Genomic DNA, 22152 nt, shown 5'->3' with positions numbered 1-22152 from the left:
TTCTCACTTTATTTTCCAAAAAGACGTTCCTATTCAGCTACTGATTACCCGTTGCCGGTACGATGCCAGCATGGGAATCACACAGGGCCAGCCACTAGTGGCTAGGGAAAAGTGGCTTAACAAGTACACCTGGGCTTGGGCCAGCTGGGACTGGGGCCAAGCAGCGGTCAACGCTGTCATGATCACTTTCGTCTTCACCGTCTATCTGACCAGCGAATTATTCGGCGACACCGATTACGCCTCCTTAGTGCTTTCCCAGGCCTTGGCCATCGGCGGAGTGGCCATCGCCTTGCTGGTGCCGATCACCGGGCTCCGGGCCGATGTGGCTGGACGGCGCAAGCTGTGGATCATCGTCAATACGCTGATTCTCGTAGCGATCTGCGCAGCTTGCTTCTTCGTCTACCCCGACCCGTCCTACCTGTGGTTCGGCGCAATCCTGATCGCGGCCATGTCGGTGTTCAGCGAATTCGCCGGCGTGAACTACAACGCGGTGCTCAACCAGATCTCCACCAAGGCGACGGTGGGCAAGGTCTCCGGATTCGGCTGGGGCATGGGCTATGTCGGCGGCATCCTCGCTCTGGCTCTGGTGCTCTTCGGCTTCGTCCAGCCAATCGTGGACTGGCCCGGAGCAAGCACCGACCAATCCTTGAACCTGCGCTGGGTGGCGTTGTTCTCCGCAGGGTGGTGCTTGCTCTTCGCCCTGCCGTTGTTCCTCGTGATCCCCGAGGCTCCGGCCAGCACCTCGAAGAAAATCCCGCTATCGCAGTCCTATAAGGTGCTGCTGAAAAACATCATGGAGCTATGGCGCAGCGACCGCAACTTGCTGTTCTTCTTATGTTCCTCGGCGGTGTTCCGTGACGGCTTGGCTGCCATCTTCACCTTTGGCGGGGTCATCGCCGCTGGCACTTTTGGTTTCACCATGACTGAAGTAATCATCTTCGCGATCGTCGGCAACGTGGTTGCCGCCCTGGGAGCAGTGCTGGGTGGCCGTGTCGATGACTGGCTCGGTCCTAAGGCTGTCATTGTCGGCTCGCTGATCGGCCTGCTGGTTGCCGGGGCTGGAGTCTTCTTCTCCCCCGAAGCCAGCGGATTCTGGATCTTCGGCCTGCTCCTGTGCCTCTTCGTCGGGCCAGCCCAGGCAGCTTCGCGTTCCTACCTCTCGCGGTTGATCCCCGAAGGACGTGAGGGCGAACTCTTCGGGCTGTATGCGACCACCGGCCGCGCCGTGTCCTTCTTAGCTCCGGCACTGTTCGCTGGGGCGATCGCCATCGCCACCCCGCTGGTGGACTCCGGCCAGGCCCAGCGTTATGGCATCTTGGGCATTCTGCTGGTCTTGGCCCTTGGTCTGCTCTTGCTGCTGCCCATCCGTTCCCCGCGCAAATCCAGCTAGCAAGAAATGCGCAAACGGCGCTGGCCTCAATTGAGGCCAGCGCCGTTTGCGCATTCGCTGCAGGTGGCAGCGATTAGTTTTCGATGATGGTGCGGTGGAAATTCAGGTGGCTGCGCGAAGCCGTCGGGCCACGCTGGCCCTGGTAGCGGTTGCCGTACGGACCGGAACCATAAGGGTGCTCGGTGTCCGAGGTCAGCTTGAAGAAGCACAGCTGGCCGATCTTGGAGCCCGGCCACAGCTTAATTGGCAAGGTGGCCATATTGGATAGTTCCAAGGTCACGTGTCCGGAGAAGCCTGGATCAATGAAACCTGCGGTGGAGTGGGTGAGCAGGCCCAAACGGCCCAAGGAGCTCTTGCCTTCCAAGCGGGCGGCCACGCCATGGCCCAAGGTAACCACTTCATAGGTCGAACCGAGCACGAACTCGCCAGGGTGCAAGATGAATGGCTCATCTGGGTCTACCTCGACCAGGCGGGTCAGTTCATCCTGCTCAACCGAGGGATCGATGTGCGCATACTTGTGGTTGTCGAAAAGCCGGAAGAACCGGTCAAGTCGAACATCCACGGATGCGGGCTGGACCATCTGCGGGTCAAAGGGCTCAAGCCCGATCTCACCGGAGGCTATTTCTCGACGAATGTCACCATCTGAATACAACACGACTATTAATTTATCCTGATTTTCCCCGCTGGCCGAACTATTGAGCTAATGAGGCGCGATGCGTCGGCCCGAGTCCATGGACTGTTCATCACGAGGTGACTTATTTCCCACCAATTACCCAGCGTTTCCAGCTATCGTTAAGGTGGGATTTTTCCCATCATTGCTACGCAACACAAGGGTTATTCAACATGCGCCTAGCCTCTGCGCTTACCGGCACCGTTCTCGTCTCGGCACTTCTTCTCTCCGGCACCGCCGCATTCGCGGCTCCTGCCGACGAACTGCCTGCCGTTCAGAGCGCCCAGTTATCCAAGGCTTCCAGTCCGCTTGCGTTGATCAACCCAACCACTAAGCTCTCTCCCGAGGACTATGTCCCGGCCAAGCTGGTGAATGTGGCAGGCACCAGTCTCACCCTGCGTCCCGAAGCCGCCGAAGCTGTCGAAGCGTTCATCGCCGATGCCCGCGTGGCCGGACACCAGATCAAGCTGCTCAGCGCCTACCGTTCATACCAGCGCCAGGCAGTTCTGTTCAATAAATACCAGGCCCAGTACGGCACCGCTTATGCCGAGCGGATTTCCGCGCGCCCCGGTACCAGCGAACACCAGCTGGGTTTGGCTGCCGATCTGGGCTACACCAATAGCCGCGCCGAGCTGAAAGCAGAATTCGGCCAGACCCCGGCCGGCCGTTGGATCGCCGAGCATGCGACCGAATACGGATTGATCATCCGCTACCCGCAGGGCAAGGAAGAGATCACCGGATACAAGTACGAACCGTGGCATGTGCGCTATGTCGGTACCGAGCACGCCCAAGCGATGCAGGATTCCGGGGCTGATACTTTCGAGGAATACCACCAGCTGCTCAGTGATGCGCTGAAGGCCGCCGAAGCAAGCGAAGCGGAAATCGCCGTTGAGCCTAAGGAAAAGAAATCTGAAAAGGATTCTGAAAAAGAGCTTGAGAAGTCCGGCGATGGCGTGGTTGCGGACGAAGACCTGCTGGTCCTGCGCTTCCTTCCACCGTACCGGGACTGGGGCTTCGGCTTCACCGAATAATCTGGCTTAGAAGAACGTCGCTATTAGAAGCACAATCGCCGCTGGAATCAGCGACGCCGCCACCGCCAGGCTCCAGCTCACTGCGTTGCTGCCCAAGGTTCCGTGTTCTCCCGGATCAGTCCGGTGCGAGATCACGTTGAAGTTGGACAGCACCCAAATCATGGTGCAGATCACCAACGGTGGACCGAGCACGCTCTGCATGGGCAACAGCGAATTGGCTTCATACCAATCCTTGGCCATCTGGCCCCAGGAGGTCAGCGGAGTACGGATCACCATCAAGGCCATCATCCAGTAGTAAATAATTCCGGGGATGCCAAGCAGTAGATTCACGAAGACAAGCCGCTTCATGCCGTTCCCCTTAGAAGTATTCGAGCTGGTCGTTTAACGAGCACCACGTAGTCTACCCAAGCCCGCTGGAAACAGTTCCCAGAAACGTAGACCCAGTACACCGAAAAAGCAGGGAGCCACCAGCTAATGCTGGCAGCTCCCTGCTTGAAGAGGTAGAAGTCCTACTTCGAACGCACTGGAATGCCGGTGAAGGTCGGCTTCAAGGTTTCTGCGAAGAAGTCCTCGCCCTTGTCATCAACCACGATGAAGGCCGGGAAGTCCTCAACCTCGATCTTCCAGATTGCTTCCATGCCCAGTTCCTCGTATTCGAGAACCTCGACCTTCTTGATGCAATCCTGGGCCAGGCGTGCCGCCGGACCGCCAATGGAACCGAGGTAGAAACCACCGTGGTTGTTGCACGCATCGGTGACCTGCTTGGAGCGGTTGCCCTTGGCCAGCATGACCATCGAACCGCCAGCTGCCTGGAACTGATCCACGTAGGAGTCCATGCGTCCTGCGGTAGTCGGACCGAAGGAACCCGAAGGCATGCCTTCTGGGGTCTTGGCAGGACCTGCATAGTAGACCGGGTGGTCCTTGAGGTACTGCGGCATTTCTTCGCCAGCGTCCAGGCGCTCCTTGATCTTGGAGTGCGCGATATCGCGGGCCACAACCAGCGGGCCGGTCAGCGACAAGCGGGTCTTGACCGGGTACTTGGTCAGCTCGGCCAGGATCTCGCTCATCGGCTTCTTCAAGTCGATCTTGACTACCGAGGAGCCACCGGTGCCGGTGACACCATCGGTCTCGTCGTCGTGTGCGGCCAGGGCCGGGTGGTCCTCCGCCGGCATGAATCGGGCTGGATCGGTCTCCAGCTGCTCCACGAACAGGCCCTCTTCGGTGATCTTGGCCAGCATCTGGCGGTCAGCCGAGCAGGATACTGCGATGGCCACTGGCAGCGAGGCGCCGTGGCGAGGCAGGCGCACCACGCGCACGTCATGGCAGAAGTACTTGCCGCCGAACTGGGCGCCAATGCCGAAGTGGCGGGTCAGCTCCAGGACCTTGTCTTCAAGTTCGGTGTCGCGGAAGCCGCGGCCGGTCATCGCGCCTTCGGTTGGCAGCGAATCCAGGTACTTGGCCGAACCGTACTTCGCGGTCTTCAACGCCATCTCGGCACTGGTGCCGCCGATGACGATGGACAGGTGGTACGGAGGGCACGCGGCGGTGCCCAGCGAGCGCAGCTTCTCGTCGAGGAACTTCAGCATGGAGTTCTCGTTGAGGATGGCCTTGGTCTCCTGGTACAGGAAGGACTTGTTGGCCGATCCGCCGCCCTTGGCCATGAACAGGAACTTGTAGCTGGTGTCAGCGCCATCCTTGGTGTTGGCGTACAGGTCGATCTGCGCTGGGAGGTTGTTGCCGGTGGCCTTCTCTTCCCAGGTGGTGATCGGGGCCAGCTGCGAGTAGCGCAGGTTCAGTCGGGTGTAGGCGTTGTAGATACCGCGCGAGAGCGAGATCTCGTCCTGCTCTTCGGAGAGCACGCGCTGACCGCGCTTGCCCATCACGATCGCGGTGCCAGTATCCTGGCACATTGGCAGGATGCCGCCGGCGGCGATGTTCGCGTTCTTCAGCAGGTCCAGGGCCACGAACTTGTCATTCGGGCTGGCTTCCTCATCGTCGAGGATGTTGCGCAGCTGCTGCAGGTGGGCCGGACGCAGGTAGTGCGAGATGTCGTGCAGTGCGGTCTCGGCCAGCTGCTCCAGGGCCTGAGGTGCGACCTTCAGGAAGTTCTTTCCATCCGGGCCGGCGACAACTTCGACGCCTTCGGAGGAAATCTTGCGGTACGGGGTGGTATCTTCGCCAATAGGCAGAAGATCCTCATAACGGAATTCAGGCATGCTCAGTCCTTGATTCAATCGTGTGTGCTCATCTGCCATTTTAGGCCTTTACCCCGAATTAACCGCATTCGGCGTTTGCACCTGAGGGTTTATCGCGACATGCTGTAATACATGAGCAACGAGAACCCTTCCGAGGCGCACCAGGACCAAGAACCAAACCAGGGCCCGGATGCGATCATCGAAACCCCGATGGACAAGGCGCGGGCGCAGCCTAAAACGCACTTCGAAATGATGTTGCAGGCCGGGCTTAATAAACCAGACCTTTCCGGCTCGGTCATTGGCGCGTTCATGAGCGCTGAGGTGTACTTCCTCTCCCGTGAAGAGGTCACCGGCGAGAACAAGAACGCCCAGCCGATGCTGCTGACCAACCCATCGGGCGATGCCATGGTCGCGGTCTTCACCTCGTTGGAACGCATCCCTTCTTCCTATATCGACATGGCGCCGTACGGCGTGAAGGTCCAGGGCGCCACCGTGGTGCGCGCACTGGAGAACACCGGCTTCGTGGTGAACCCGGGCGATGACCTCAGCTTCGAAGTCCCTGCCGATGGGGTGGCGATTTTGCGAGAACAGCTGCTCAAGCAGAAGCCAAGCCAGTAGCAGCGTAATTATTGCCACGATTTCCCGTGCCGTTTTCCGGTGCACCGGATTCGTGGGATATGCTTTTGATGCCCGGGCCGTCGATAGGCCGCTCGGTGCACTTGCGGGCGTAGCTCAATGGTAGAGCGCTAGCTTCCCAAGCTCGATACGCGGGTTCGATTCCCGTCGCCCGCTCAAGGAAAACGTCGGGGCACCCATGGTGCTCCGACGTTTTTAGTCTGTGCACAGCAATCCAAAAGGAGCCAAGATGATCGGAGTTCTGGAAGGCTTCTCCATCATCTGGGTCGTGATCCTGGTGGGCTATCTGGTAGGCCGCACCGGGGTGCTGGGCGAACAAGGCCGCCACGTGCTCAGCCGTGTGACCTTCTTCGTGGCAAGTCCCGCGCTGCTGTTCACGACCCTGGCCGATTCCGACCCGGCTTCCGTGCTCGGGCCGATGCTCTGGGTGGCCGCCCTTTCTGCGGCCCTCACCGCTGTGGCCTATTACCTTGTCACCGCCGGGCTGCTGCGGCGTCCGGCGTCGGAAAGCATCATCGCGGCGATGTCCGCCTCCACGGTGAATTCCGCCAACCTGGGTCTGCCCATTGCCCTGTACGTGCTCGGCGACATGGCCTATGCGGCCCCGATCATCCTCTTCCAGCTGGCCCTCTACCAGCCGATCAACCTGGCCATGCTCGATGCGACTACCTCCCGGCACCGCACCACCCCGATCGCACTGCTGCTGGCCACCGCCAAGAACCCGATGATCATCGGCTCGCTGCTGGGCCTGGTCGTGGCGCTGACCGGCATCGAACTGCCCTCGATGGTCCTTGAGCCGATCGAGCTGATTGCCGGCGCTTCGATTCCTGCGATGCTCATGGCCTTCGGCATCTCGCTGGTGGGATCCAAGCCGCTGGAAAAGAAGTCGGGCCGCCGCGCCGATGTGCTCATTGCTAGCGCGGCCAAGCTGCTGGTGCATCCGCTATTGGCGTGGGTGCTGGCCTACTGGGTCTTCAATTTGCGCGGCGAGTTGCTGGTCGCTTCGGTGATCATGGCCGGCCTGCCCACCGCGCAGAATATTTTTGTGACTGCCATGCGCTACGAACATGGGGTGACCATCGCCAAGGATACGGTGCTGATCACCACCATTTGCGCCATCCCGCTGATGATGGTGCTGGCCATCGTGCTTGGAATTTAGCGTAACTTTCAACCGCTGGAATAAGCGCCTATCACTAGAGTGTTCTATGGACGACACCTTTTCCGCTCCCCTAGTGAGGTCACCATGAAGCGCACTGCACCACTGCTGGCTACGGCCGCCATTCTCGCCCTGTCACTGAGCGCCTGCGGCTCCTCAGGCTCATCGACCTCGGCCAGCGAATCCGGAGGCACCGAAGGTTCAGCTGAAACCGGAGCAACCTTGAAGAAGGTCCAGGATTCCGGGGTGCTGACCGTTGGCACCGAGGGAACCTACCGTCCGTTCTCCTTCCATGAAGGCGATGAACTGACCGGCTACGACGTTGAGGTTATCGAGGCCGTCGGCGAGAAGATGGGCGTCGAGGTCAAGTTCCAGGAAACCCAGTGGGACGCGATCTTCGCCGGCCTGGACGCCGGACGTTTCGATGTCATCGCCAACCAGGTCTCCATCAACCCGGAGCGTGAAGAGAAGTACCTGTTTTCCGAGCCTTATACGGTCTCCACCGGCGTGGTGGTGACCAAGAGCGATAACAGCGACATCACTTCTTTCCAGACGCTGAAGGGCAAGACCACCGCCCAGTCGCTGACCAGCAACTTCTACGAGACCGCCAAGGATGCCGGCGCAAAGGTCGAGCCGGTTGAAGGCTGGGCCCAGTCGATCACCCTGCTCAAGCAGGGACGTGTCGATGCGACTGTCAACGACAAGCTGACTTTCTTGGACGCGCAGAAGACCAACCCGGACGACAGCATCAAGATCGCTGCCGAATCCGAAGAGCAGAGCAAGTCCGCAGTTGCGCTGCGCAAGGACTCCCCCGAATTGGCCAAGGCCATCGATTCTGCCTTGGAGGAACTGCGCGCAGACGGTGAACTGGCAAAGATCTCCGAGAAATACTTCGGCGAGGACGTCAGCAAGTAGCAAACTCTATAAGTAGACTGGCTCCACACGTACACGCGTGGAGCCAGCCTCATTTGCGTCAAAGGTAGTCCATGGATTCGAAATGGCAGTTATTACTCGACTCGCTCGGGCCCTTAGCGCTCGGTGCGATTACCGCAACGATTCCGCTGGCCTTGGTCAGCATGGCGCTGGGCTTGGTTATCGCCTTGCTGATGGCGTTGATGCGGATCAGCAAGAACCGCGTGATTTCCTCAATTGCCCGGGTCTACATTTCGATCATCCGCGGCACCCCGCTGCTGGTGCAGCTGTTCGTGATCTTCTACGGCATGCCCTCGGTAGGGCTGACCATCGACCCGTGGCCCAGCGCCATCATCGCATTCAGCTTGAACATCGGCGGCTACGCGGCTGAAATCATCCGCGCCGCGATCCTCTCGGTGCCGCAGGGCCAATGGGAAGCCGGCTACACCCTGGGCATGTCGCGCACCCGCACCCTGTACCGGCTGATCTTGCCCCAGGCTACCCGGGTGGCGGTGCCGCCGCTGTCCAACTCCTTCATCTCCCTGGTCAAGGACACCTCGCTGGCCTCCACGATCCTGGTCACCGAAATGTTCCGCAAAGCGCAGGAAATCACCGCTTCGACCTATGAGTTCCTGCTGCTCTACTGCGAAGCGGCCGCCATCTACTGGGTGATCTGCCTGGTGCTCTCGGCCCTGCAGAACTCTGTTGAAGGAAGGCTCGAAAAGTATGTCGCCAAGTAACCCGCTGCTCAGCGTCACCGGCCTGCACAAGGCCTTCGGCGAGAACCAAGTGCTCAAGGGCATCGACTTCACCGTGCATTCCGGTGAAGTAGTGGCACTGATTGGGCCTTCAGGCTCAGGCAAAACCACTGCACTGCGTTGCCTGAACGGCTTGGAAATCGCCGATGCCGGAACTGTTGGCTTCACCGGCGGCCCGGAAGTTTCCTTCAGTGCCGGACTGAAGCCCAAGACCGCCCAGATCCTGCGCAGCCGTTCGGCCATGGTGTTCCAAGGACACCACCTCTTCCCGCATCTGACCGTGCTGCAAAACGTGAGCATCGGCCCCATCGAGGTGCAAAAGCGTCCCAAGGACCAGGTGCTGGCCGAAGCTAAGAAGCTGCTGGCCCGGGTAGGCCTTGAAGCCAAAGCCGATGCCTACCCCAACTCGCTCTCCGGCGGCCAGCAGCAACGCGTGGGCATCGTGCGCGCACTGATGCAGCAACCGGACCTGCTGCTCTTCGACGAACCCACTAGTGCACTGGATCCCGAGCTGGTCGGTGAAGTTCTCACAGTCATCAAGGAATTGGCCCAAGAAGGCTGGTCCATGGTGCTGGTTACTCACGAGCTGGCCTTCGCCCGCGATGTGGCAGACACCGTGGTGTTCATGGATGGCGGAGTGGTCGTGGAGACTGGCCCGGCTTCCCAGGTGCTCAGCACCCCGGCTAATACCCGAACCCAAGCATTCGTACAACGTCTTTTGCACCCGTTCTAAAATCAATAGAGTGAGATCATGACCCAGGAAACGAATTCTTTGCTGACCGGCCTCATCGAGGGCTACGACTTCGATTCTGAGTGCTTGGAGCTCGGGGCCGCACTGATCGACGGGAAGCCCGAGCCAAGCGCCCCGGTGCGCTTGCCCCTGAAGATGCTCAACCGCCACGGCTTGATCGCCGGTGCGACCGGTACCGGCAAGACCGTGACCCTGCAGACCATGGCCGAGCAGCTCTCTGTCGCCGGTGTTCCGGTTTTCCTCGCCGATATCAAGGGCGACCTGACCGGTCTGGCGCAATCAGCCAGCGCCTCGGAAAAGCTCACGGCCCGTCTGGCCGAGCTGGGCCATGAGTTCACCCCGCGCACCAACCCGGTGGAATTCCTTGCCCTGGGCGAAGGAGAAGGAGTGCCGGTTCGCGCCAGCGTCGACGCCTTCGGCCCGATCTTGCTTGCACGCGTCCTGGAACTGAATGAAACCCAGGAAGAGTGCCTGCAGCTGATCTTCCACTACGCCGACTCCCATCAGCTGCCGCTAGATGACCTCAGCGATCTGAAAGCAGTGATCAGCTTCCTGCTCAGCGAAGAAGGCGCCGAAGCCCTCAAGGAACTAGGCGGCGTATCATCTTCCACCGCTTCGGTGATCCTGCGAGGCATCACCATCATGCAGACCCAGGGTCTGGATCAGTTCTTCGGCCAGCCCGAGTTCGACACCGCGGACTTCCTGCAGATCCGCGACGGTGCAGGGGTCATCAACATCCTGGAACTGCCTTCGGTCAGCGCCCAGCCGATGCTTTTCTCCACCTTCCTCATGTGGCTTTTGGCCGACCTGTTCGAAGACCTGCCCGAGGCCGGCGACCTGGACAAGCCCAAGCTGGTGTTCTTCCTCGACGAAGCCCACCTGCTGTTCAAGGATGCGACCAAGGCATTTACTGATGCCATCATCAACACTGTGCGGCTGATCCGATCCAAGGGCGTCGGGCTGTTCTTCATCACCCAGTCCCCTACCGACCTGCCCGATGAGGTGCTCGGCCAGCTGGGCAACCGCGTCCAGCATGCGATGCGCGTGTTCACCGCCAAGGACCAAAGCGCACTGAAGCAGATCATCAAGACCTTCCCCCAAGGCCAGCTGGATCTGAATGAGGCGCTGACCCAGGCCGGTGTCGGCGAGGCTGTGGTGACGGTCCTGAACGAAAAGGGTGCACCTACCCCGGTCGCTTGGACCAAGATGACTTCCCCGGGATCCAACATCGGTCCGGCCAGCGAGCAAGTGATGACCCAGGTGCGAGGCACTTCAACCCTTGCTGGGCAGTATGCGGCCGCGGTAGATCGGGATTCTGCGCGTGAAATGCTCGAAGCAAAGGCAGCGCAGTCCGCACCAGCTCCAGCGCCAGTTCCTGAATCGGCGCCGCAGCCGCGCCGGCAATCCGCTCCTCAGCGACGGTCTTCCAAGGAAGAGAATCCGATGATGGACATGGCGATGGATGCCGCCAAGGTGATTGGTCGGGAACTGATTCGCGGCTTCTTCGGCAACCGCAAGCGCCGCCGTTAATACGCTCACGTTGCAGCGCTCCGTTGACTGCCCTATGCCGGAAACCGGGTGGCCTGGCTGCAGATGAGCACTAGTGCATGACGAATTCACCAAATACCGGGGCCGAAGAGGAAATATGCTGGCGAAAATGAAGAACTACTGGATCATCGCGCTGGCCGCCAGCCTGACCGCCCTGGTCTGCGGCGGGGTGGCGCTATTCAACGCGGGCGTCATGATTGACGAAAATAACGTGCAAAACATCATGATTACCCCGCTGTGGTTCATCTTCGGCCTCGGCATTCTCGGGACTGTCATCGCGCTGCCCGGATGGGCCGCCAGTAGAAACAACGCCAGCTCAAGAGTTGGCTAAATGGTTGATGATCGGCGCAAAGGCAATTGGTACCGCACCGGGTGATGGATGCGGCCAAGGTGATTGGATGGGAGAAGAGTGGCGGCTTCGTCGGCAATCGCAAATGCCGCCGCCGTTAATACGCTCACGTTTCAGCACGCCGTTTACTGCCTCGGGGCGGAAACCAGATAGCCTAGCTACTGATGAACACTCGTAATTCCATGCCGATCTCCGCTGCCCGACTAGCCCTGCGCTGGGCTCTGGCCGCTATGGTTGTGATTGTTCTGGTCTTAGCCGGAACGATTCTTGCCAACCGTACCCTCTTCTCCCCTCAGCACCAGGTGCAAGCCTTGCAGCAGCTGCTGGCCCAGGGCGAAGGCGCCAAGGCCTTGGGCTTGATGCAGGCCAAGGTCCCAGCCGGCGATGCGGTTGCCCTGAACGGGGAGGTCCTGAAGCGGACCCAGGCCGGAATTACGGATTTCACCACCGATGAGGCCCAGCCGGTAGAGGGCGAGGACCAGTTGCGCACCGTCACCGCGCATTACAAAGCCGACGGCGTCCAGAAGGAATCGAGCTACACGCTGCGCCACGACGGCAAGTCGTGGTTGCTCTTCGACAAGTGGGTTTTCGAGCCGAGCACGCTGCCGACGGTGAGTATCAAGGCCAACACGGTCAACGAGGTCACGGTCAACGAACAGAAGATCCCGCTGGCTGCGGGAGTGAGCACCCTTCCGGTTTTCTATCCTTCGATCCTCGATGCGAGCTTCAGCACCAAGAACTTTGCCGCCGATACCCGCGGCATGGTGGTCACCAAGCCGGCCAAGGAACCGGTAGAGATCGCGTTGCAGACCAAGCCGACCAAGGAATTCATCGCGGCCATCAACGCCAAGGTCAAGAGCTACCTCGATAAGTGCGTCAGCGAACAGGTCCTGATGCCAGCTGGCTGCCCCTTCGCGTACACCACTTCGGCGCGCGTTAATCCGGCCACCATTGACTGGTCCATCGCAAAGTACCCAACCATTGAAGTGAACTACTACAACGGCGCCTGGGTGCTCTCCCCGCTCACCACCTCCGCCACCTTGACCTTGACCGAGCAGGATCTGCGGACCGGAGCCAAGGAAAAGAAGACGGTCACGGACGAATATTCCTTCACTGCCAAGCTGACTACCAGCACCACCGAAGTTTCGGTGCGCCCGGTAGCCGGTGGCGAACAGGTTGCCGGCTAGCGTCCGAGCATTTCGCGGAACTGGCTGCGCAGCGGCACCGCGTTGGTCTTGAACTTCTGCCAGACCAGCAGCGCGACCAAGCTGGCAGCCAGTGACAGCCCAGCACCGATGCTCACGGCAACCTGGATTCCAAAGAGCTCGGCGAACCAGCCGATCAGCGGCGAGCCAATGGGCGTACCGCCCATCACCACCATCAGATACAGCGAGAGCACCCGCGCCCGGTATTGCGGCGGCACCGAGGTCTGCACCATGGTGTTGCAGCTGTTCAAGAAAGTCAGCGACCCCAGTCCCACCGGGATCAGTATCAGCGCAAAGGCAATATAGTTGGGCATCCACGCGCTGCTGACGCCGGCAACGCCGAAGAATACTCCGCCGCCGATCAGGTAGCGCCAGCGCGGTGCCGAACGCCGTGCGGCCAGCAGCGCACCGCCGAAGGTGCCCACGGCCATGATGGAGCCCAGGATCCCGTACTCCCCTGCACCTACACCGTAGACCTCGGTGGCCATCAGCGCATTGGTCATCTGGAAGTTCAGCCCGAAGGTGCCGATCACTCCGGCTAGGAAGAAGATGAGCATCAGGTCCTTGCGGTTCTTCACGTAGGCGAAGCCCTCGCGCACCTGTCCCTTGGCGCGGGCAACCGGCTTGGACGGGTTCAGTGCTTCCTTGCGCATGAACACCAGCGAGGAAATCACCGCCAAGAATGAGCCGCCGTTGATCAGGAACGCCGGTCCGGTGCCCACCAGTGCGATCACTGCACCGGCCACGCCAGGACCTGCCAGACGGGCTAAGTTGAAGTTGGCGCTGTTCAACGCGACCGCGTTGGCCAGGTGCGTGCCGGGAACCACTTCGGAAACGAAGGCCTGGCGGGCTGGGGCGTCGAAGGCCGCGCCGATGCCCAGCATCGTGGCCAGCACGTAGACATGCCACAGCTGTGCGGTCCCGGTGACGACCAGCAGGCCCAGGATCACCGCGCACAGTCCCATGAAGCTTTGGGTGAAGATCAGCAGCTTGCGCTTGTTGAAGCGGTCTGCGATCAGACCGGCATAGGGTCCCAGCAGCAGTACGGGCACGAATTGCAGGCCGGTGGTGATGCCGGTGGCTACCGCGTCGTGGTCGGTCAGTTCGGTGAGCACCAGCCAGTCCTGGGCTACGCGTTGCATCCAGGTGCCGATGTTGGAGACCAGGGCACCGATCACCCACAACCGGTAATTCGGTACTTCCAGTGCACTGAACATTTTTGACGACATGAACAATTGCCGGATCCCTCCGGCGCCTCCCGCACACCAGTCTAGCCACCTGGACGGAAAATTGCTGAGGTTTCCTCAGATTCCTGCGCACCGCCGGATACGCCAAAGGCGCACCATTTCTGGTGCGCCTTTGGTTTCGTGCGAGCTAGTTCACCCCGCGCAGGTCCAGCAGCAATTCATTGTCGCCTTCAGCATCGAGCACGACCGGGATCCCCCAGTCTTGCTGGTACAGGTGGCAGGCCGCGTGATCCGGAATCTCTCCGCCTGGCTCGCCATCGCAAGCCGCGGCACGTGCGGTAATGTGCAGCACGCCGTCGGTAATTTCTGGATTCAGCTCCAGGGTGCGGGTCAGGCCCACCGAGGTTCCTGCGCCTTCCAGGATCAGTTCCTCGGGGCTGGCCGAGATCTTCAGCTGGGTCGGATCGCCCCAGCGGTCATCGAGCTTCTGCCCCTTGGGAGCCGCGAAGCGCACCAGGATCTCGTGCTTGCCGGCGCGGACCGGGGTCTTGGGACGCTGGGTCTGGCTGGCGCCCTCATCGACTACCAATGCTTCGGCAGGAATCGGGATGCGCACCAGCTGGTGGGTGTTGGTCTCCACGACCAGCAGCACCGGATCCCCATCCACGGAAGTGTCCACCAGCACATCGGCTGGCTCCTTCAGCCCCTTGGCCAAGGTGGATACGGTCTTGGTTGCCGGGTCGAAGCGGCGCACCGCACCGTTGTAGGAGTCGGCAATCGCGATCGAGTGATCGGGAAGCACTGCTACGCCCAGCGGGTGCTGCAGACGGGCCTGCTGCGCATCGCCATCGCGGAAGCCGAAGTCGAACAGGCCGGTGCCCACCGCGGTGTTCACGCTCTGGGCCTTGCCCTCTTCAACCTCGATCCAGCGCAGCGCACTGGTTTCCGAATCCGCGATCCAGACGTTCTGCCCATCTAAGGCCAGTCCCGAGGACTGGGCGAACCAGGCCTCGTCCGGTGCCCCGTCGGCCAGGCCTTCCAGCCCGGTGCCGGCGAACACCGAGACCGCTGAGGTACGCGGGTTGAAGGCGAAGATCTGGTGGGTGCCGGCCATCGCGATGATGACTTGGCCCGATGGGTGGTAGAGCACATCCCATGGGGAGGAAAGCGAAATGTTGGTGGCGTCGGTGCCCAGCTCGGTGCGCTGGACTTCCTGGCGCGCGTTCTCCGAATCCAGCAGGCGCTGCACGCCATTGCCGGCCAGGGTGCCCACAACACCGGTTTCCAGGTTCACCGAGCGCAGGCGGTGGTTCACGGTGTCGGCGACGATCACGTCGTAGCCTACTTCAGCGGCTAATTCTGCTGGCAGCGCGGTCAGGCCCTGCAGCTCGTTGAACTGCGCGGTTTGTGCATCCCCGTCGGCGTAGCCCTTGACTCCCGCACCGATGGTGCGCACCACGGTGGACAGGTCGCTGGCCAGCTCGACCAGGCGGTGGTGGCCCGAATCGCCCACCAAGAAGTTGCCGTTGGCCAGTGCGATGGCCTTGCCCGGGAAGCGCAGGTCGCCTTCGCGGGCTTCGGGGGCCACATACGGGCCGTTGCCGCGGTGCAGCGTGCCCTTGGCTTCATGCTCTGCAACCAGTTCCTCGATCAGCGAGCCCAGGCCCTGGGCATGGCCCTCGCCGGAGAGGTGCGCGACGATGTACCCTTCGGGATCCAGTACCACCAGGGTAGGCCAGGCGCGGGCGCCGTAGGCCTGCCAGGTGACCAGTTCCGGGTCATCGAGCACCGGGTGATGGATTTCGTAGCGTTCGACCGCCGCGGCCAGCGCATCCGGATCCGCTTCGTGCTCGAACTTCGGCGAATGCACGCCGACGGTGACCAGCACGTCTTTGTACTGTTCTTCCAGCGGACGCAGTTCGTCGAGCACGTGCAGGCAGTTGATGCAGCAGAAGGTCCAGAAGTCCAGGATCACGATCTTGCCGCGCAACGCTTCCAGGTCCAGTTGCTTGCCGCCGGTGTTCAGCCAGTTCCGGCCCAGCAGCTCGCTGGCGCGCACCTTGTAATTGGCGCGGACGGATTCGGTAGCGCTCATGGTCTTCCTTTCGCAGTTGCCGCGGCTGCGGCGTTTGGAACCTCAATTATCTGCTACCGGCCCCCACGGGGACTAACGGTGTTAAGCAACATTGAGGAAATTGCGGGTTGCATGATTGGCAACCAGCAGTGCCCGGTTTCTATTCCGCTAGGGCAGCTGGGCGATCGCGGTATCCATGATGCTGGTGGCCACCTGGTTGAAGGCGTCCTCTTGCAGCGAGGTAGCGGACATGAAGGAAACCATCACCACGTACTTCTGCGTGGACTTGATCAACACCAGCGAATCCTGCGCATACTGCCCATCGCGGCTGTAGTAGAGCGAGGAGTCCGCACCAGCCACGGACGGGTCGGAGAATTTCAGCGTCTCCCGGTAATCCAGGCCGTTGAGCTTCACGGTCCGGCAGTCTTCCAAAATGGTAGCCACATTCGCGTTGTGCGCCTTGACCTTCGCCGCGTTCCCATCGAGCTTCGCTACCTCGACGGAGCCGGTGATCGACTGGTTCTCATTGGTGAAGTCTGTACGCGCCGCTTCGGTGCCCAGCTGGACCGGCGACCAATTCAGGTCCTCGATCGGCGCCGAGCACTGCGAAGGCAGCACCACGATGTCCTTGAGCGTGTCGGTCGGGGCGGTGGCCAGGGATTCGAGGTCCTTGCCTTCGATCTTCGCGCTGGAGCCGAAGCCCAGCTCGGCGGCCATCACTGCCCCGGCGGTGGTAGCCACCTGCGCGGTGCTCAGTTCTTCAGGCTCTTCTGGCTTTTCAGTTTCCTGGCTCGCGCTGGGCGAAGCGGTGCCCTGCACAGCGATCTTGTGCGTCTCATCCTGCGGCATCTCGGCTTCGGAACAGGCGCTCAAAGCCAGCAGCGCGCCGATCGCTAGCGAGGCGGCAACGGTCTTCTTGGTGCTAGGCATTCGGGTCCCTCCGGTCAGCCTGCTTGAAGCGGGCGAACATTTCGTTGTAGGCGGCCAGCTCAGCGTCGTTGTCGCGCTCTGCCTGCCGGTCGTAGCGTTTGGTGTCCTTCTTGTCCTGCTTCAGCCAGGAGATGACCACGAAGATGGCCAGGACCAAGGTGGGCACTTCGCCAATGGCCCACATCGCCCCGGCACCGACCACTTGGTCTTCCAGTGCGGTGCCGCCCCAGGTGCGGCCCATGTTCCCGAAGTAGTCCGGGGCCAGCAGGGTTTCGGTGCTCATCAGCGCCACGCCGAAGAAGGCGTGGAAGGCGACGGTAGCCAGCAGCACCACCAGGCGCATCGGGTACGGGTAGCGCTTGGGGACCGGGTCGGCATCCACCAAGGACAGCGCGAACAGGTAGCCGGTGAGCAAGAAGTGCAGGTTCATCAGCTCGTGGCCCGCGTGGTAGCGCATCGCAGGCTCCAGCAGCGGAGTGAAGTAGAAGACGACGATCGACCCGGCGAAATTCACGGCCGCGAAAATCGGGTGGGTGATCACCTTCGAATACGGAGAATGCACCAGGTAGAGGATCCACTCGCGCGGACCGCGGGTGCCGTCGCCGCGCGACGGCAGCACCTTGAGCAGCAGCGTGATCGGGGTGCCCAGCACCAGGAAGATCGGCACGATCATGGTCAGCGACATGTGGTCGACCATGTGGGTGGAGAACTGGATCTTGCCGTAGACGGCCACCGCGCCGCTGGTCACGTAGAACAGGGCGAACAGGCCCACGATCCAGCTGGCCAGGCGCAGCACGCTGGGCTTGTCCCCGCGGCGGGCGAGGGTGATGAACGCCCATAGGTAGACGGCCAGGCCGAACAGGCACACAGCCACCCAGATCCAGTCCATCCGCCAGGTGGTGAACCAGCTGGCGGTGTCCGGAGCCGGTGGCAGGTCGTAGCCGGTGAGCAACCGTGCAGGGGTCGCTTCGACCGGCGGGGTGTCAGGCGTAGGCGGGGCGGTGCGGGCCAGCACGGTAGCCACCGACATCACCGAAGCCATCAGGATCACTTCGCCGAGCACTACCTGCCAGGCTGCACGCAGCGCAGTGTATTGGCCGGCCAGCAGCTTCGGGATCACGAAGCGGCGGTGCGCCAAGCCCAAGACGCCCAAGACCAAGGTGATCCCGAGCTTCGCCAAGACCAGGATGCCGTACGGGGTCAGCCACTGGTTCCAATCAGTGATGCGGATGACTGCCGAAGCCAGCCCGGAGCCGATCATCAAGAAGACCGCGAAGGTGGCCAGCACCGAATAGCGCTTGAGCACCACCCCGGCAAGCACCTGTCCGCGTTCCCGGCCCGGCGCATCACCGGTGAGGGCCGGAGCCAGCAGGGCCAGCACCATGATGCCGCCGAACCACAGGACCACAGCCAGCAGGTGCAGGCCGATGGAGTTCACCGCGGCGAAGTGGTCATCTCCCCCGGCGGCGTGGCCGATGAAGGCCAGCGGCAGGATGCCGAACAGCGAGAAGAACGCGGCTAGCCCCACGGTGGTCTTGGAGCGCATGGCCAGCGCCAGCGAGCTGGTGATTGCGGCGATCACCACCATCCAGGCCCAAGCCCGGCCGGTGGTGATCGCCAGGATGTAGTCCAGAATCGCGGCCGAATACTGCGGATCCATGCTCATCGGGATGCCGGCCAGATCCCAGAAGGTCAGCAGCATCACGGTGGCCGCGGACAGCGTCCATACCACTGCCGCACCGGCGGCGATGTTCATCGTGCGGGCAAAGGCCGGATGCTCGTGGCCTTCGGTGGTGCGGGTGACCTTGGCGGCCCGAGGGATGATCGCAGCACCGAAAATCAGTGCGGCGATGCTCAACGACATCGACGCGTGGTGGATGGCGCGGGAAATGGGCAGGGACCAGCGCACGAACGCCCCGGGATCGGCCAGTTCCGCCGGCCGGGCAATGCCGGTGAACAACACTGCTGCCAGGAAGACGATTGCCGCAGCGAAGATTCCGGGCAGGATGAAGCGGGTGGCTGTTACCGTGCGTTGTGCTGTATCCATAACCTTCTCATCATCTCATTTTTCCTCGGGCCGTGGCCGCTACGGAGCCTCGAAGACCCCGCCTTAGGCGTATCTCACACCGCCTCCAGCCAGGTCTGCCCCAGGTAGCAGCCTTCGCGCACCCCGGGCAGGATCGCGTACAGCCCCGAACCAACGGGCTTCAGCCAGGTATTCAGCGCGTCCGCAGCCGCCAATCGGTGCTGCAACGGGATGAAGCTGGTGGCCGGGTCGCGCTGGTAGCTGGCGAACAGCAACCCGGAGGTCTCCCCGGCGAAGTTATAGCCGCGCCGGTGGATCACCTCCTCCCCGCTGGCCGGACGGGCCAGGGCCACATGGGCGTTAGCCGCGATTTTCGGCAACCCGAGCTCGTTGGCGGCGTGCACGTCCACCGGGTCATCAACCTGCTGCCCGGACAGCGGTGCGCCGTCGGATTGCCGGCGCCCCAGGGCATAGTCGCGTCCGGCCCGGTCCACTGCGTCCCAGCCATCCAAATCCATTTCGAAACGACGCAACGCCAAGGTGGTCCCGTGCTCGATCCAGCTGTCCTGCCCGCTGCCGAATACCGCTGCCTCGCGAAGCTGCCCGGCAGGGTTGTTGATCCCGTCCAGCTGCCCGAACAGGTTGCGGAAGCCGTGCTCAGCGGGCTGGATGAACCCGGTTTGGGCGAAGCGCCTGGTGGCCAGCCCGCGCAGGTTCTTGGACACCGCCCGCACCGCATGGTGCAGCACGGTGGGATCCTGCGCGCAGAACTGGATGAGCAGATCGCTTTGCCCATACCGTTCTTGCAGCTGGTCGCCGGGAAATTCGGGCATGGTGCCGATGTGGCCATGCCCGGCCACATCCAGCAGGGCCTGTCCTACCCCGGCAGTCAGGCTCAGCTGGCACGGCGGCTGCGCCATTTCCGGTTCGGTATCGGCGAGCACTCCACGCCCACTGGCCAGCCGGGCTGCGTCGTCGGTGAGCATCTGCAGCAGGGCGCGCAGCTGGTCCTTCTTGGACCCGGCGCGCCAGTGCAGGTCCCATCCGGCGAATACCGCATGCGCTTGCTGCGCGTCGAGGATCCCGCGCTGGTGCTTCCCGTAGAACGGCAGGTATCCGTCAGCATCGGCTGCGGTGGCTTCGCGTGGGCTGCTCATCCGTCCGGTGCCAAACCCGGTCAGCATCCCGCCTAGCGCTGCGGCCGCGGAACTGCCCAGCACGAGTCGGCGCGGAAGCTCAGTGCTCGCCATGGCCGTGCTCGTCGTAGCTTTCCTTTGCGCCGTCGAAATTGCGGATCGGGAAGTCCACTTCCGCACTGGAGCCATCGGCGAATTCCAGCTGCAGCCTCACGCTCTGGGCGGCAAGCAGCGGCCGCTTCAGGTCCATGAACATGAAGTGGTTTCCGCCCGGGGCCAGCACGAGGTCCTGCCCGGGTTCGATCACCAGGTCCCCGTCAAGCTGTGCCATGCTCATGTCATGGCCGCTGCCGCGCGTCTCGTGGATCTGGATTTCGTCACCGAGTGCGTTGCTGACCTGGTGCAGGGCCAGTGGCTGGTCCGAATCATTGTGCAGGACGCCGAATGCGGCGCTCATTCCGGACTCGGCGGCCTTTGCCCAGGTCTCGCTGGCCACAAGCGCGTCAGCCTGGGTTTCCTTGATCTGCTGGTTCTCAACGGCGCTGGTAGTGTCGGCGCCTTGGGCGCAGCCGGTCAGCAGCAGGCCAACGGCCAATACGGCAATTTTGCGAAAATGCATGTTCTCAAGCTTTCAGATTCTGGCCTTTGGGCACGCCAAAGGCATCGGTGGCCGTGGGCGCACCGGGAAGACTTCGGTTATTTGGAGTTGCGCATGAACTTGGCCAGCACGCCGATGGCGCCACCAAGGATGATCAGGCCGATGATGACCCATACGATCGGGCTCACCGAGCTGCCCAGATCCTGCAGCGGGGCGTTGGAGTCCTGCGCGGCAGGGCTTTGGCTGGCTTCAGGCGAGGCGGTAACCATCGTTGGAGCATCGAGGGTGAAGTTGATCTTGTTCTCGATCGGATGTCCATCGGAAGAGACGACACGGTAAGCCAGGGAGTACTTCCCGCCTGCCAATTCCTCACTCGGAGTCACGATGACCTTCGTGCCTTTGGTTTCGGCCTCGGTCTGGATCTGCTGCCCGTCCCGGGTCAGGGCGATGACGGTGGCATCCACCCCGGACAAGCTCTGCAGCTCACCGGAGAATTCAAGGGTGAGCTCCTTCGGAGCTTCCTCGATGGTTGCGCCGGCTTTCGGGGACGAGCCGATCAGCTGGTCGTGCGCGGAAGCAGCGCTGATTGAGGTGAACAGGGCCAGCAACGACAGTGCGAACACGGCGATCAGTCGCGTGGCGGTTTTTACGGTACTCATGAGGTTCCTTCCAAGCCCAAAATGGGCGCTTCGTTTCTTTGACTTATGCGGCAAGAACGAAGTGCGGAGGACCTCGGCGTTCGGGCAACCTGCCCAATTGCGCCAGCTTGAGTTGGAAGCGCAATGGGTAGTAGGCCGGGACGCGACGCGGCTCGGGGGCCAGAATGCGGATCAGGTGCAAGATCCGTCGGACCCTGGCCAAGGTCAGGCAGCTGCCGAGCAATTTCAGCAGCCGTTCGCCGCAGGTGAGCACCGCAATGCTGACCAATGCTGCCAGCACATGGGCGTAAAGCATCGATTCCGTGTGCACGTCGGCGTACTGGGCGGTGATGTGCTGCCCCAATTGCACGCTGCGGCCTGTGTGCTGCGCATGCTCCATTACGGACAGGTCGCCACGCGGGTGGCTCATGACCGACAGGCTCAGATGGTAGAGCCCTTGGCTGGCGAGCACCACGAGGCTGGTCGCCCAGAGGGAGAATTTTTTGCCCACCAGAATTCCTGCGACGGCCGCCGAAATGCACGTAATGAGCACCATGGCGATCAGCGACAACGTGGTCGGCGCGCTATGGGCGTGGGCGGCGAAGGCAGTCCAGGTGCACACGCTTGCCGCCAACCATCCGCGAGCTACGCGGGTTGCGGGGGTGTGTGACACGGTGGGCTGCCATTTCTTTTGAGGAGGTTCGTCGACCATGCCCGATTCTACGCTAAGTAGAAGATGGGCTCAAACGGTTCCGAAAGCAAAAGGCCCGACCTGTTCCGGAACATTCCAGAACTGGTCGAGCCTGATGCAAAGCTTAAAGAAGCTTACTTCTTTGCTACAGCAGCCTTCAGCTTCGAGCCAGCGGTCAGCTTGACCGAGTGGCCTGCAGGAATCTGGATCGCTTCGCCGGTCTGTGGGTTGCGGCCGGTACGAGCTGCACGGTCGGTGCGCTCTACAGCCA

22 protein-coding genes and 1 tRNA gene are annotated in these 22152 nt (G+C 61.8%); 11 read left to right on the top strand and 12 right to left on the bottom strand.

The window, feature by feature from the left end; all coding sequences use genetic code 11:
* Positions 1 to 70 precede the first annotated feature (70 nt).
* Positions 71 to 1390 (top strand): MFS transporter, encoded by a 1320-nt coding sequence (locus AB4Y71_RS02645; RefSeq protein WP_441717768.1) that lies wholly within the window; start codon positions 71 to 73, stop codon positions 1388 to 1390.
* Between the two features lie 73 nt (positions 1391 to 1463).
* On the opposite strand, the gene dcd is transcribed toward AB4Y71_RS02645, so the two are convergent.
* On the bottom strand, positions 1464 to 2045 hold the full coding sequence (dcd, locus tag AB4Y71_RS02640; RefSeq protein ID WP_013349886.1) for a dCTP deaminase: 582 nt from the start codon (positions 2043 to 2045) through the stop codon (positions 1464 to 1466).
* Between the two features lie 188 nt (positions 2046 to 2233).
* Between dcd and AB4Y71_RS02635 the strand changes: the two genes are divergently transcribed.
* On the top strand, positions 2234 to 3091 hold the full coding sequence (locus AB4Y71_RS02635; RefSeq protein ID WP_441717766.1) for a M15 family metallopeptidase: 858 nt from the start codon (positions 2234 to 2236) through the stop codon (positions 3089 to 3091).
* A 6-nt stretch (positions 3092 to 3097) separates the two neighbouring features.
* Here the strand turns inward: AB4Y71_RS02635 and AB4Y71_RS02630 are convergent, their stop codons facing one another.
* Together AB4Y71_RS02630 and AB4Y71_RS02625 are read right to left on the bottom strand one after the other, a co-directional pair.
* Positions 3098 to 3439 carry a hypothetical protein gene (locus AB4Y71_RS02630; protein ID WP_441717764.1) on the bottom strand — a complete coding sequence of 114 codons (342 nt, stop codon included), beginning with the start codon at positions 3437 to 3439 and terminating at the stop codon, positions 3098 to 3100.
* A 161-nt stretch (positions 3440 to 3600) separates the two neighbouring features.
* On the bottom strand, positions 3601 to 5307 hold the full coding sequence (locus AB4Y71_RS02625; protein ID WP_013349889.1) for a fumarate hydratase: 1707 nt from the start codon (positions 5305 to 5307) through the stop codon (positions 3601 to 3603).
* Positions 5308 to 5418: 111 nt separating this feature from the next.
* Between AB4Y71_RS02625 and AB4Y71_RS02620 the strand changes: the two genes are divergently transcribed.
* The 9 genes from AB4Y71_RS02620 (at position 5419) to AB4Y71_RS02580 (ending at position 12583) form a co-directional block, all read left to right on the top strand.
* Positions 5419 to 5904: an SseB family protein gene (locus tag AB4Y71_RS02620; RefSeq protein WP_417364989.1), complete on the top strand. Its 486-nt coding sequence runs from the start codon at positions 5419 to 5421 to the stop codon at positions 5902 to 5904.
* Between the two features lie 103 nt (positions 5905 to 6007).
* A tRNA-Gly gene (locus AB4Y71_RS02615) sits at positions 6008 to 6078 on the top strand.
* A 73-nt stretch (positions 6079 to 6151) separates the two neighbouring features.
* On the top strand, positions 6152 to 7081 hold the full coding sequence (locus tag AB4Y71_RS02610; protein ID WP_102597282.1) for an AEC family transporter: 930 nt from the start codon (positions 6152 to 6154) through the stop codon (positions 7079 to 7081).
* An 84-nt stretch (positions 7082 to 7165) separates the two neighbouring features.
* Complete coding sequence (locus AB4Y71_RS02605; RefSeq protein ID WP_013349892.1) at positions 7166 to 7993, top strand: amino acid ABC transporter substrate-binding protein; 828 nt, start codon at positions 7166 to 7168, stop codon at positions 7991 to 7993.
* 71 nt (positions 7994 to 8064) lie between these two features.
* Positions 8065 to 8730 (top strand): amino acid ABC transporter permease, encoded by a 666-nt coding sequence (locus AB4Y71_RS02600; RefSeq protein ID WP_441717763.1) that lies wholly within the window; start codon positions 8065 to 8067, stop codon positions 8728 to 8730.
* Positions 8717 to 9481, top strand: a complete 765-nt coding sequence (locus AB4Y71_RS02595; protein ID WP_102597281.1) for an amino acid ABC transporter ATP-binding protein — start codon at positions 8717 to 8719, stop codon at positions 9479 to 9481. The genes AB4Y71_RS02600 and AB4Y71_RS02595 overlap by 14 nt, the downstream gene beginning before the upstream one ends.
* Positions 9482 to 9499: 18 nt before the next feature.
* Positions 9500 to 11029, top strand: coding sequence for a helicase HerA-like domain-containing protein (locus tag AB4Y71_RS02590; protein WP_441717761.1), 1530 nt, complete (start codon positions 9500 to 9502; stop codon positions 11027 to 11029).
* Between the two features lie 115 nt (positions 11030 to 11144).
* On the top strand, positions 11145 to 11378 hold the full coding sequence (locus AB4Y71_RS02585) for a hypothetical protein (protein WP_013349896.1): 234 nt from the start codon (positions 11145 to 11147) through the stop codon (positions 11376 to 11378).
* 182 nt (positions 11379 to 11560) lie between these two features.
* Positions 11561 to 12583: a hypothetical protein gene (locus AB4Y71_RS02580; RefSeq protein ID WP_441717759.1), complete on the top strand. Its 1023-nt coding sequence runs from the start codon at positions 11561 to 11563 to the stop codon at positions 12581 to 12583.
* On the opposite strand, the gene AB4Y71_RS02575 is transcribed toward AB4Y71_RS02580, so the two are convergent.
* The 9 genes from AB4Y71_RS02575 to AB4Y71_RS02535 form a co-directional block, all read right to left on the bottom strand.
* Entirely contained in the window at positions 12580 to 13830 is a 1251-nt protein-coding gene (locus AB4Y71_RS02575) for an MFS transporter (protein ID WP_441717757.1), read from the bottom strand. The genes AB4Y71_RS02580 and AB4Y71_RS02575 overlap by 4 nt on opposite strands.
* Before the next feature lie 145 nt (positions 13831 to 13975).
* The gene (locus AB4Y71_RS02570) at positions 13976 to 15883 is read right to left on the bottom strand and encodes an NHL domain-containing thioredoxin family protein (protein WP_134779608.1); all 1908 of its coding nucleotides are present in this window, start codon (positions 15881 to 15883) and stop codon (positions 13976 to 13978) included.
* A gap of 147 nt (positions 15884 to 16030) precedes the next feature.
* Positions 16031 to 16792, bottom strand: coding sequence for a hypothetical protein (locus AB4Y71_RS02565; RefSeq protein ID WP_193058003.1), 762 nt, complete (start codon positions 16790 to 16792; stop codon positions 16031 to 16033).
* Complete coding sequence (locus AB4Y71_RS02560) at positions 16785 to 18839, bottom strand: cytochrome c oxidase assembly protein (protein ID WP_441717755.1); 2055 nt, start codon at positions 18837 to 18839, stop codon at positions 16785 to 16787. The genes AB4Y71_RS02565 and AB4Y71_RS02560 overlap by 8 nt, the downstream gene beginning before the upstream one ends.
* Positions 18840 to 18913: 74 nt before the next feature.
* Positions 18914 to 20068, bottom strand: a complete 1155-nt coding sequence (locus tag AB4Y71_RS02555) for a Dyp-type peroxidase (RefSeq protein WP_441717753.1) — start codon at positions 20066 to 20068, stop codon at positions 18914 to 18916.
* Entirely contained in the window at positions 20055 to 20573 is a 519-nt protein-coding gene (locus AB4Y71_RS02550) for a copper chaperone PCu(A)C (protein WP_441717751.1), read from the bottom strand. Before AB4Y71_RS02550 ends, AB4Y71_RS02555 begins: the two co-directional genes overlap by 14 nt.
* A 77-nt stretch (positions 20574 to 20650) precedes the next feature.
* A complete protein-coding gene (locus tag AB4Y71_RS02545) occupies positions 20651 to 21211 on the bottom strand; it encodes a copper resistance CopC family protein (RefSeq protein WP_441717749.1) in 561 nt (186 codons plus the stop codon).
* A 43-nt stretch (positions 21212 to 21254) separates the two neighbouring features.
* Positions 21255 to 21863, bottom strand: a complete 609-nt coding sequence (locus AB4Y71_RS02540; RefSeq protein WP_134779602.1) for a hypothetical protein — start codon at positions 21861 to 21863, stop codon at positions 21255 to 21257.
* Between the two features lie 152 nt (positions 21864 to 22015).
* On the bottom strand, positions 22016 to 22152 hold a 137-nt coding region (locus AB4Y71_RS02535), incomplete at its 5' end, for an HU family DNA-binding protein (RefSeq protein ID WP_441718479.1).

This window comes from Glutamicibacter sp. MCAF14 (genome assembly GCF_052114325.1).
GTDB lineage: Bacteria > Actinomycetota > Actinomycetes > Actinomycetales > Micrococcaceae > Glutamicibacter > Glutamicibacter arilaitensis.
This window is presented reverse-complemented; position numbering and strand designations above follow the sequence as displayed.